General features: G+C 70.1%; 11 protein-coding genes and 1 pseudogene. 1 reads left to right on the top strand and 11 read right to left on the bottom strand.

All coding sequences use genetic code 11. The annotated features are described in order from the left end of the window. Nucleotides 1-3: 3 nt before the first annotated feature. The 11 genes from XM48_RS16660 to XM48_RS16710 all read right to left on the bottom strand — a co-directional run bounded on the left by XM48_RS16660 (nt 4) and on the right by XM48_RS16710 (nt 9,293). Complete coding sequence (locus XM48_RS16660; RefSeq protein ID WP_046456937.1) at nt 4-1,335, bottom strand: conjugal transfer protein TrbL; 1,332 nt, start codon at nt 1,333-1,335, stop codon at nt 4-6. Nucleotides 1,336-1,354: 19 nt separating this feature from the next. Further along, entirely contained in the window at nt 1,355-1,627 is a 273-nt protein-coding gene (locus XM48_RS16665; RefSeq protein WP_017882781.1) for a DUF6112 family protein, read from the bottom strand. Nucleotides 1,628-1,721: 94 nt separating this feature from the next. Beyond that, nucleotides 1,722-1,988: a DUF6112 family protein gene (locus XM48_RS16670; protein ID WP_046456938.1), complete on the bottom strand. Its 267-nt coding sequence runs from the start codon at nt 1,986-1,988 to the stop codon at nt 1,722-1,724. Further along, nucleotides 1,985-3,154: a M23 family metallopeptidase gene (locus tag XM48_RS16675; RefSeq protein ID WP_046456939.1), complete on the bottom strand. Its 1,170-nt coding sequence runs from the start codon at nt 3,152-3,154 to the stop codon at nt 1,985-1,987. Before XM48_RS16675 ends, XM48_RS16670 begins: the two co-directional genes overlap by 4 nt. Before the next feature lie 13 nt (nt 3,155-3,167). Further along, on the bottom strand, nt 3,168-3,830 hold the full coding sequence (locus XM48_RS16680; protein ID WP_046456940.1) for a hypothetical protein: 663 nt from the start codon (nt 3,828-3,830) through the stop codon (nt 3,168-3,170). A gap of 68 nt (nt 3,831-3,898) precedes the next feature. Beyond that, on the bottom strand, nt 3,899-5,041 hold the full coding sequence (locus XM48_RS16685) for a ParB/RepB/Spo0J family partition protein (RefSeq protein WP_231580926.1): 1,143 nt from the start codon (nt 5,039-5,041) through the stop codon (nt 3,899-3,901). Beyond that, complete coding sequence (locus XM48_RS16690) at nt 5,019-5,972, bottom strand: hypothetical protein (protein WP_231580927.1); 954 nt, start codon at nt 5,970-5,972, stop codon at nt 5,019-5,021. Before XM48_RS16690 ends, XM48_RS16685 begins: the two co-directional genes overlap by 23 nt. A 24-nt stretch (nt 5,973-5,996) precedes the next feature. Then, nucleotides 5,997-6,485 (bottom strand): hypothetical protein, encoded by a 489-nt coding sequence (locus XM48_RS17220; protein WP_052961598.1) that lies wholly within the window; start codon nt 6,483-6,485, stop codon nt 5,997-5,999. Then, nucleotides 6,482-7,252: a DUF2637 domain-containing protein gene (locus XM48_RS16700; protein WP_046456941.1), complete on the bottom strand. Its 771-nt coding sequence runs from the start codon at nt 7,250-7,252 to the stop codon at nt 6,482-6,484. The genes XM48_RS17220 and XM48_RS16700 overlap by 4 nt, the downstream gene beginning before the upstream one ends. Then, nucleotides 7,249-8,148: a bifunctional DNA primase/polymerase gene (locus XM48_RS16705; RefSeq protein ID WP_046456942.1), complete on the bottom strand. Its 900-nt coding sequence runs from the start codon at nt 8,146-8,148 to the stop codon at nt 7,249-7,251. The genes XM48_RS16700 and XM48_RS16705 overlap by 4 nt, the downstream gene beginning before the upstream one ends. Then, a complete protein-coding gene (locus tag XM48_RS16710; RefSeq protein WP_231580928.1) occupies nt 8,145-9,293 on the bottom strand; it encodes an ImmA/IrrE family metallo-endopeptidase in 1,149 nt (382 codons plus the stop codon). The genes XM48_RS16705 and XM48_RS16710 overlap by 4 nt, the downstream gene beginning before the upstream one ends. A 244-nt stretch (nt 9,294-9,537) precedes the next feature. Here XM48_RS16710 and XM48_RS16715 point away from each other — a divergent pair. Then, nucleotides 9,538-9,719, top strand: a pseudogene (locus tag XM48_RS16715) (4-hydroxy-3-methylbut-2-enyl diphosphate reductase); the annotation flags it as partial.

The following is a 9,719-nucleotide window of genomic DNA, read 5'->3' on the forward strand; positions in this document are numbered from 1 at the left end:
CGCTCACCCCTCCGTACCGGCATCGGATGGCCGCGAACTCGGTGGCGGGAGCACCGCGGGCGGCTGCTGCGCCCGCGCAGTCGCGGGCGGGGCTGCATTCTCGCCCGCCGCGGCCGCGTGCCCTTCCGCGACCTCGCCGACAGCACCGCCCAGCGCGGGGCCAGCAGTTGCGGCTTCTTCGACCACCTCGGCGACGAGCAGCGCTCCGCCGACGACTGGAACCGCTGCACCACCGCTCGATGCTGCGGCGGTCGTGCCCTCGGCGGTTCCTCCGGCGGCAGCGCCTTCCGCAGCGGGTGCGCTGGCCGTGGGGGTTTCCGCCGGGGCAGGTGCCGGTGCGGACTCGGGTGCGGACGGTGTGCCCTTCGCGTCGCCACCACCGTCGAGCACCTGCTTCACATTGCCCGCGTTCGGCTTGGACGGGATGGGGATGGGGCGGTTGAGGGCCGACTTCGCTTCCTGCTCCATCGACGCGGCCTGATACATGTCGAAACCTACGAACGCCAGGAACTTGTAGACCATGTAGGGCGCGAAACTGGCGATGAACAGCAGAACTATCCCGGCGATGGGCTCCGACAGGACGGCGAGATCCAGGGTGAGCGGGGTCGCCACCTGGGTGAGTGCCACGAGGAATATGACGGTCACGACCAATTTCGAGGCGATCAGGGCGACTACGAAGGTCGCCCACTTGCTGAACCATCCGCGGGAGGCTTCCCAGGTGAGGCCGGCGAGGGCGATGGGGCCGAGCACGATCGCGACCAGCAGCAGGGCTTTGCGGATCAGGAGCGAGAACCACAGGATGAAGATCGCCGCGATCATGAGGCCGGCGAGGAAGATCATCAGCAGCGCCCCGGCCCCGCTGGTAGCCCCGACGACGGTGAGGCCAGCGATGAGGAGGGCGAGCCGGCCGCCCATGCTCTCGATGGTTTCGCCGGCGGCCTGCATGATCCCGACCGACAGCAGATCAGTCACTTGCAGGAGCAGGGCGGTGCAGGTGATGAGCACGAACGACCCGAGCACGCTCTTGGCGACCCCGATGCCGGCGCGGGTCAAGGCGGAGGGGTCGCGGCGGGCGAGCCCCGCGATGAGCTGGAAGCAGAAGAGAAGCAAGGTCACGACGACGGCGATGCCGAAGAGGATGTTGTAGACCCGGAGGTACCCGTCGGAGGTGATGTCCACGGCGGTCGTGGTGGAGAACACCTCCCACATGCCCTGGAACAGTGTCGAGACGGCCAGCCCCATCGCGTCGGCGACCCAGCGGAAGAAGACCCCGGCGGGGCCCTCGCCGACGGCGGTGCAGACGGTGGAAATGATCGGGGCGTCGCAGATGCTCACCGTGACTCACCAGCCCTGGTCAGTTGACGGCCTGGCCGACAGTCCAGAAGAAGTTGATCAGCGTGACCGCCGCACCGCACAGGATCGCGGCCCCGCAGGAGACGAGCACGCCCGTCTTTCCCCTGGATGCCAGGTGCGGGTTGCTGCTGTTCGCACCGAAACCCCAGATGATCGCCGAGACGATCAATGCCAGCACGGCGAGGATCAATCCCGCCGTCATGACCGCGCCCACGATCTCGCGCAGCTGCGCGATGCCGGGGAGCCCGTCGCTGTTCGGGTTGATGTCAATCACGGGTGGTCCTCCTGTCGATGCGGGGACGCGACTCGTCCCCAGCAGGCAGGTGCGCCCCAGCGATCCGGCGAAACGCGGGAAGGTCAGGGCGGAGTCAGAGGGTGTCGCCGACGGCGATCAGGAAGTTCGTCCACGCGACGGCGGCCCCAGCAAGCGCCGCCGTGCCGAGCGCGACGAACACCCCTATGCGGGCCTTCTGCGCGGTGTAGGGGTTCCCGGTCGAGGAGGAGATCGCCCACGCAATCGCAGAGATCAGGAGCGTCAGCACGGCGGCGATGAGCACGATCGTGAACATGGCCCCGATCGCTTCGGTCAGCCCGTCTGCGCCGGTGACCGCGCCGAAGTCGGGAAACACGTTCATGATCCGGCCCCGATCTGGCAGCCGCCCTGCCGGGGCGTGCCGGGGCCGGTGGCGACGGCTCCGTGCTGTGCGAGCCAGTCGACCGCGTCCACGGGCGGCTGTCCTTGCCCGCCCGGCCGGATCTCGATATGCAAGTGCGCGCCGGTGGAGCGGCCGGACGAGCCGACATCTCCGATGTGCTGCCCCGCGCTGACCGTCTCGCCGGCGGTGACGTAGATGCCGTCCTGCCACATATGCGCGTAGTACGACGCCACCCGTTCGTTTCCGATGGTGTGCTCCACGATGATGAGCCCGCCCCACCCGGCGGAGAACTCGGCGACCGTCACGCGGCCGTCGGCGATCGCCGAGATGGGGGTGCCATCGGCGGCGGCGAGGTCGCTGCCGGAATGGAACTCGCGCTCCCCGGTGAAGGGGTCAGTGCGCCATCCGAAGGAGTCGGTGCTGGTGTAGGTGCCCTCCGGCAGCGGGAACACGATGCGCGAAGTCTCCGGCACCGGGCCTGGGCCGTTCGTGCTCCCTCCGCCGCTACTGGCGGGAGTGGTGAGGGCGGTGAGGATTGCATCGGCGACAGGCAGCCAGTTCCGGTACCTATCCGGGTACGCGGACACTTCGACCGCCTGCGCCGCGGCTCCTGGGTCCATCTGCTGCCAGCCGGGAATATCGAGCAGACCGCGCGGTGTCGGGAAGTTGGGTCCGTCGGGGCCACCGTAGAACGCTCGGGACTGATACACCGGGTCCATCAGTTCCGCGACCGTGCCCCATCCGGCTTGCGGGCGCATCTGGAAGATGCCGAGGGAGTCGTGATCGGAGGCGTCGCCATCGTTCGGGAACGACCCCGACTCGGGGTAGGCGCCGGTGTTGGCGAGCATCCGCAACCGCGACTCCGTGAGCCCCGCCGTGAGCGCGACACGCACGCCGGGCTGGCCGACGCCAGGAATGCCCGCCCCGGTCGTGATCACCGTCGCAGCATGGGTGAGCTGCTTGCGGTCGAGCGTGACCTGGGTGCCGTCGGCGGTGGTCGCGGTGAGGGAATCCGGGATCGGCCCGACCGTGAGCGATCCCGTGATGCACAGCACGGGGCCGAGGAGCGCGCCGACGCTCACGATCGCAACCGACGGGCCCAGGCAGAAGAGCACCAGGCCGAGGATCAGCAGCTTCTTCACCATCAGAGGCCCGAGTTCAGTTCAGGGGCTGGTTGACGGCGGAGAGCCGGAGCAGCCGGCACCCATCGCCGCTGGTGCAGGCGGCGAAGATCGTGAACGAGATCGGGCACGCATCCGAGGTCTCCCGCCCATCCCACATGCCGGTGCGGTGGCGGGTGCCGGTGATCGTGTAGGCGATCGCGCCGGGCGGGAGCTGCCCGGCACCGGCCTGCGCCTTCGCGGCTGCCCAATCCGAAGGCACGACGATGCTGTCGATCTCGATCCACTGCCTCGTCTGGTACTGCCGCAGCTCACCCCAGGCGCGCGCCTCCGGGAAGTAGCCGCGCACATCCGCGGCCAGGCCCGGGGCTTCTGCGGGGTCGGCGACATCGACGAGGCGCTGCATGTAGTCGGCCGGCCCGTACTCGAGGCCGGTATCCCAGCCGAACAGCCGCTCCGCCACCGACCGCGCAAACGCCTCCGCCTCCGCAGTCTCAGTCACCGCGCGGGGCGTGAAGCTCGGCTGTCGCGTCTCCTCGGCGGGGCTTGTCGGCGAGGCGGGCGTGTGCGGGGTGTCTGCGCTGGCGGGGCCGCGGAGGAGGCCGTAGACGCCGACGCCGATCAGCAGCAGGAGCACGGTCGCGCCGGCTGCGGCGGCGATGAAGAGCCTGCGGGGCGGGCGGTCAGCGTTCGGGTCCATGCGAAGCCTCCTGGAAGTCGATGCTCAGGAGGTGCGCATCCCGCGCCCGGCAGTGTTGCCTGGGAGCGTCAGCCCGCCCGCACCCCTGCCCGCCGCGGCTCAGCATCCGCCGTGCCGGCAGAGCCGGTGCGGAGGTCGCGGATGATCGCGAGGAAGGCGACGGTCTCGGCGAACACCCGCTCGACCCGCTCCCACTCCGCGGCAGTGAGCGCCTGTGCGATCTCGGCAGCGTCGTACCGGGTCGTCCATCCGTCCAGGTCCGCCCACAATGCGAGGAACGCCCGCGGCGGCAGCATCACCAGCGCCAGCCGCGGCCGCGCCTCGGGCTTCCCCTTGTTCTTTCCGGCGCGCTTCGCTGCGGTGATCCGGGCAACCGCGTCGGCGGCGAGCTGCGCAAGCTCCGCCGTGCGCGCCTCCTGCCCTGCGGCCCGAACCTCGGCCGCGGAGGTCGCGGCCTGCGCCCGCACCATCTCCGGCGTGCCAGGATCGGTGGCGAGGCGGTCGAGTTCATCGAGCGAGAGGGCCGCGTTCATGCGGAGGTGCGAGCCATGCACCTTCCCGCCGGCCTCGATCCGCGCCAGCTCCTCGACGGCTTGGGCGCGGATGTGCTCGGGGCGGGTGTCGTCGTTCGCGAGGTCCTTGAGACGGCCGATCTGTTCGAGCATCGTCTGCGATCCGCGCCCGGTCACCACGCGTGCCGCCTGCACCCTGGCTTCCCCGGCGGAGCGCGGTGCCGTCGATTCGACGGCACCGGAGGCTCCCGCAATATCGCCGGCTTCCGCAGCATCGTCATCTTCTCGGGTGGTGCTGCCGAAGCGGGATGCCTCCTGCCGGCGCGCCGCGTCCTCGGCCATCACGGCTTTCAGTTCCCGGTACAGCGACTCCGCCTCGATCAGCGACAGCGGCTTGTGCATGGCGCTGTCGTCCTGCTCGGCGAGGAGCTGGCTGAGCCGGTCCGTGAGGCCCGACCTGATCCACACGTTCGTCGTGCGATACCCGAGCCGGCGCAGCGCATGGTAGCGGCGCCACCCGCACACGAGCACCCCGTCCGGGGTGAGCGTGATCGGCTGCAACAAGCCGACACGGCTGATCGACTCCACGAGGGCGTCGATGTCGCCGAGATCGGTGCGATGCCGGGTACCGACGACGATGGAGTCGAGGGCGCGTTCCAGCTCGATATGCCCGGGACTACTCGCAGCCACGACACCCACCCCCTCCCGGCGCTGCGAGCACCACCTCCGACAGCACGGCCTCATCCGTGAGGAGGGAGCGGAGGGGTTCCTCGTTTACGAGCCGGTGCAGCACCCCGCGCGCGACCCTCGTGTGCGCATGAATCGGGTCGGGGTTGCCGAGCACGACCCGCAGCATCGACAGCCACGACCCGGCCGGGAGGTCCAGGAGTGCGCGGGCGTGGTAGTCGCGGCGCAGCGACTCGAACGCCGAAGCACGCGACGGGCACTCGGCGAGCCGGGTCACGATGTACTCGATCCCGGAACAGGCCGCCTCTTCTGGCCAGCCGAGGAAGTAGAACAAAGCGACGCAATCCTCGATCGCCGGACCCACCCGCCCGGCGGCCTCATCCGCCTCCGCTTCGGTGGCGTCGGTGAAGGGGTCGGGGGCGCGGAAGCTGGGATGGTAGTCGGTGAGCGGGTTCTCCCGGTCGGAGAACCGTTCGGCGTCGTGGTGGACGGAGAACTTCGGCCGGCGCGCCTGATGCACCGAACACAAGAGCCCGTTCGCGCGCTCCTCGGCGATGCAGGTCACCTGCACGGCGCGGGTGACGACCGCCCAGGGATCGTCGGCTCGGCGCACCGCCCCCGTCCGCATCGCATCAAACGCGGCAGCGGCGGCCTCCCACGGGTCGAGGCCGTGCCGACGGGCAAGCGCAGCGTAGCGGTCGGCGGCATGCCGCATAAGCTCCGCGACTTCGGAGTCGTGCTGCCACGCCCACTGGCCTTGCTCGTGCAGGCGGATCAGCAGGGCGCGGAGTCCTTCGGGATGCTCGAACCCCCGCGCCCCGCCCGAGGTTCTGGGCGCGGTCGCGGGGGTTCTCTTCGTGTGTTTGCTGGTCATGGTAATGGCACCTCCTATCGGAGTGGTGCTCCCGGGCTGCATGGGGCCGGGAAGGTCCTGCGCGAGCAAGTCGATGCGTGCGGACATGGCAGCTCACCTCAGCCCCATCCCCGCACGCTCGACCTCGCGGCGGGCGGGGGTTCTCCGGCGCCCGCCGATCGACAGATCAGGCAGCCGTCTCACCCGCTCGCTCTGCTCAGGACGCTCCGCCCGGACAGCACGGCGCTCGTGCACGGATTCGCGGGCGCGACGCAGCAGCTCGGCTCGCAGGTCCACGCCCCAGCCGGTAGCCCGTGCGCTGCCGCCGGCGATCAGCTCGGTCGGGCGCACCCACCGCACCTGCGTGCGCCGCCACCCCTCCGCCTCCGGGGTCTCAGCATCCGGGGTTTCGGTGCGCGTCGTGGTGGCGTCCGGCTGGGTGAGGGTGGGGTCGCGGTGCGTGGCGAGCATCGACCGTTCCGCCGAGGCTTCCTCGGCCGGTCGTGCGCGTTCGGCGGCCATCGCCGCCGCAAGTGCCGGGTGCAGCCGCGAGTGCGCGGACTCCGGCGGCCCCAGCTCCGGGGCCTGGTCATCGGGATTCATGAGGGTTCCTCCTCCTCGTCAACATCGGATTCAGGGTCAAGCTCAGGTTCGAGATCGTCTCCGACCAGCTCAGGCACCTGGCTGGCGGGGGCGTGCTGATCGGGGGCGAACCAGCGGCCGACGGTCGAGGCATGGACGCCGAGATGCCGGGCGATCTTCTTGTTCGACCACCCCTCCGCGCGCAATGCCTCCGCCACACCCCGACCCCCCGGCACGGCTCGGGGAGGCCCCGGTGCAGTCGGGCGGGCCTCGATGATCGAGGGCAGCGGGAACGTCCCCGATGTCACCGCCGACGACACCGGCAGCGCCCGCTCCTCGGTGATCTCCACGTTCTCGTCCGGGGGTGCCTGGACGGCGTGGTGGCGGGTGAGGATGACGGTGAGGTGCGTGATCGCGAGCAACACCACCGGCGGCACCGCTGCGACCGATGCGGCGAGCACGCCGGGCACATCGGCATCGGCGGCGACGAGCGCGTGAATGGAGTTCGCCGTGACCGACAGGCCGGCCCCGCAGATCAGCAGCAGCCACGGATACCACGCCTGCCGGGTGCCCGCGAGCGCGACGACCGAGACCGTTGCGACGACGATGATCCCGTCCACGATCAACGGCCACGCCCAAGCCTGCCCCGCATCGATCCCCGAACGGCGCGCCAAGTCCGCGAGCGCCGTGAAGCTCAACCAGAACGCTCCCGCCGCGATCAGCACCGTGCCCGCCACCGCCGTCACGACCGCAAGCCGGCCACCTCCGCGAACCGCCGTCGTAGTCATGCGAGCACCCGCCCTCGGCTCGCCGGTTCACGTCGCACCTGTGACTGCCGCGCATCGCTCTGCGCCGGGGGTGGCTGTGCGGGGCCGCGGTAGGCGGAGCGGATCGTCCGCTCGATCTCCCGCGGTGGCAGGCCGATGTCCTCCGCGACCGGCCCGAGCGCATCGAACGCCTCCGAGAGCGTGGCACCGTTCTCGGCGAGGCGGCAGGACGCCCAGTACAGGCCGACGTTCCGGTCCTCGCTCCGCCCGCTCAGCCATGCCGCGATATGCGCGGTGCGCTCTTCAAGGCTCCCGCGGAACGGGCGCGACTGCCACGACGCGCGCGGCGGGCGCGGGTCGAGGAACTCCCGCAACGCGGCAGCATCCACCGGCTTCGCGGGATCAGGCGAGAGTTCGAGAAGCCGATACGCCGCCACTTCGCCACCGACGAGCGTGCGGGAGGGCGGGGCGACGATGTAGCCGGCGGTACCCCGGAAATCGAGCTGCGCGGTGCCGGACGCCCACGACCGCTGCTCAGCCTCCGCCACCGGATAGTAGGCGTGCAACCCACCCGACGGAGTGACGACGTGAGCGACCCAGCCATCGAGAAGGCCGGCGCGGGTGGCGCGCTGCCAGGACTCCGGGCCGCGCGGCGGATCGCCTTTCACGTCGACATCGACGACCTCGAGCCCCGACGCGGGACCGGTCGGGATGCCGATATTCGCCTCCGGCCACTTCTGCCACCACGCCGCAACCTGCCCGGGGTCGGCGGTCGCATCATAGAAGCCATGCGCGACAAGCGGCCGCTTCTCGCCAGGCACGCACGGGAACACCGGCACGCCCTGGCTCGCATAGTGCTGGGCGGCGTCCGCGAGCGTCATGCCCGCGACCGGGGCGAGGAGCTGGCCGGCGCTCATGACAGGCCCCGTGCTTCGACTGCCTTGTGCGCCGGTTCTGCAGCCCGTGCGGGGCGCGACCTCGGGGTGGAGGTGCGTCCGGTGCGTGTCGGCTGCTTCGACGCAGCACGAGCAGGAGGCTCGCGGACAAGACCGGGAGGCTCCCCAGTGCCAAGCTGCACGGTGTCGAGCTGGCCGAGGATCGAGACGGCGATCTGCCGCACCCGCTCGGCGGTGTGCTTCACGACCGCCACCGGATCCTTCCCGTCCACCGTCGCCGCCCACCCCGACACATACGGGATCGTGTAGGCGGCGGTGTCCATGCCGTGCGCGGCACCGATCATCAGCGCCACCGACTCCGCCTCGACCTCCGCGATCCCGCGATGCCGGGTCGCGTCCTCATCCTCGGGGTCATGCAGGCGGATATGGGCGAGCTCGTGCGCCAGGGTCTTCACCTGCGCGGCATCGTCCATGTTCGTGCGCACCGCCACCCACTTCTCGTTCCAGTGCGTAAGCCCGTTCGCGCCGCGAATCTCTCGCTCATGCGGCACCGGCCGGAACTCGTATCCCGCCGCAACGATTTGCGCGATCAGGCCCTCGCGCAGCCCGGCAGGTGCCTCGCCTTCCAGGAGCTTCGGGCGCGGCGGGAGCGGCACTTCCGCACCCTTAGTCTGGGAGATGTCGAACACTCGGGCCGGCGTGACGCCGATCATCCGCTCCCGCACCGACTCGCCCGGCCTCGGCCGCTCGCGCGGCTTGAGCCTGCGCCACGAATCCGGGTTGCCCGGCGTCGCCGACGCGAACCGCGCCTTGAACGGCGCGAGGATGCCATACGGCTTCTGCCCGTCGACCACCTCACGCCCGAGAGACTGCCACTGCTTCATCCCAGCCACATACGTCGGATACGGATCGGCGACCAGACCGGCAGCGAACGCGGCCTCGTGCTGAGCGAAGATCAGCAGCACGTTGTTCACGCTGCGCTTGCGGAACTGTGCCACGAACGTGAGCGCCCGCTTCCAGTCCTCGCCCGTGACCAACGCCTCTACCGACGAGGTCAGCGTCTCCTGCAGCTCCTCAACCTGCGCTTCCCGCGCAGCACGAAGCTCCGGTCTGTTTATTTGTCTTGTCATGATTCTGCGCTCCTCCCGTTCGGAGGTCAGAGGCATGCGCCGGTGACCCTTGCGAAGTTCAGGTGCGCCGGGGAGATCAGGAGGTAGGGACGGACGTCGAAATGTACGGGTCACCGTCAGGCTCCGATAAACCCGACCTGTCTAATCCGGCTTACCCGATGGGTGGGCTGGTTCACCAGAGAATTCGAGAAGGACGGTTGAAAGGCCGCCGTTCCCGCGTTAAATCACGCTGTCTGCCCTGAACCAGGAAGATGAACACACGGACGGCCGGGCGTGAGGCGCGGTGGTCGCGGTCGAGAAGGCGCTCGATCGATTCGGCGCTCCCGTCTACGTGCGCAAGCAGATCGTGCACAACGTCCACGTGGTGCGCACGCTCGAGCAGATGGGGGCGATCTTCGTCGAGGAGGTCGACGAGGTGCCCGAGGGCGCGAACGTCGGGTTCTCGGCGCACGGCGTCTCCCC

Source organism: Leucobacter sp. Ag1 (assembly GCF_000980875.1).
GTDB lineage: Bacteria > Actinomycetota > Actinomycetes > Actinomycetales > Microbacteriaceae > Leucobacter > Leucobacter iarius.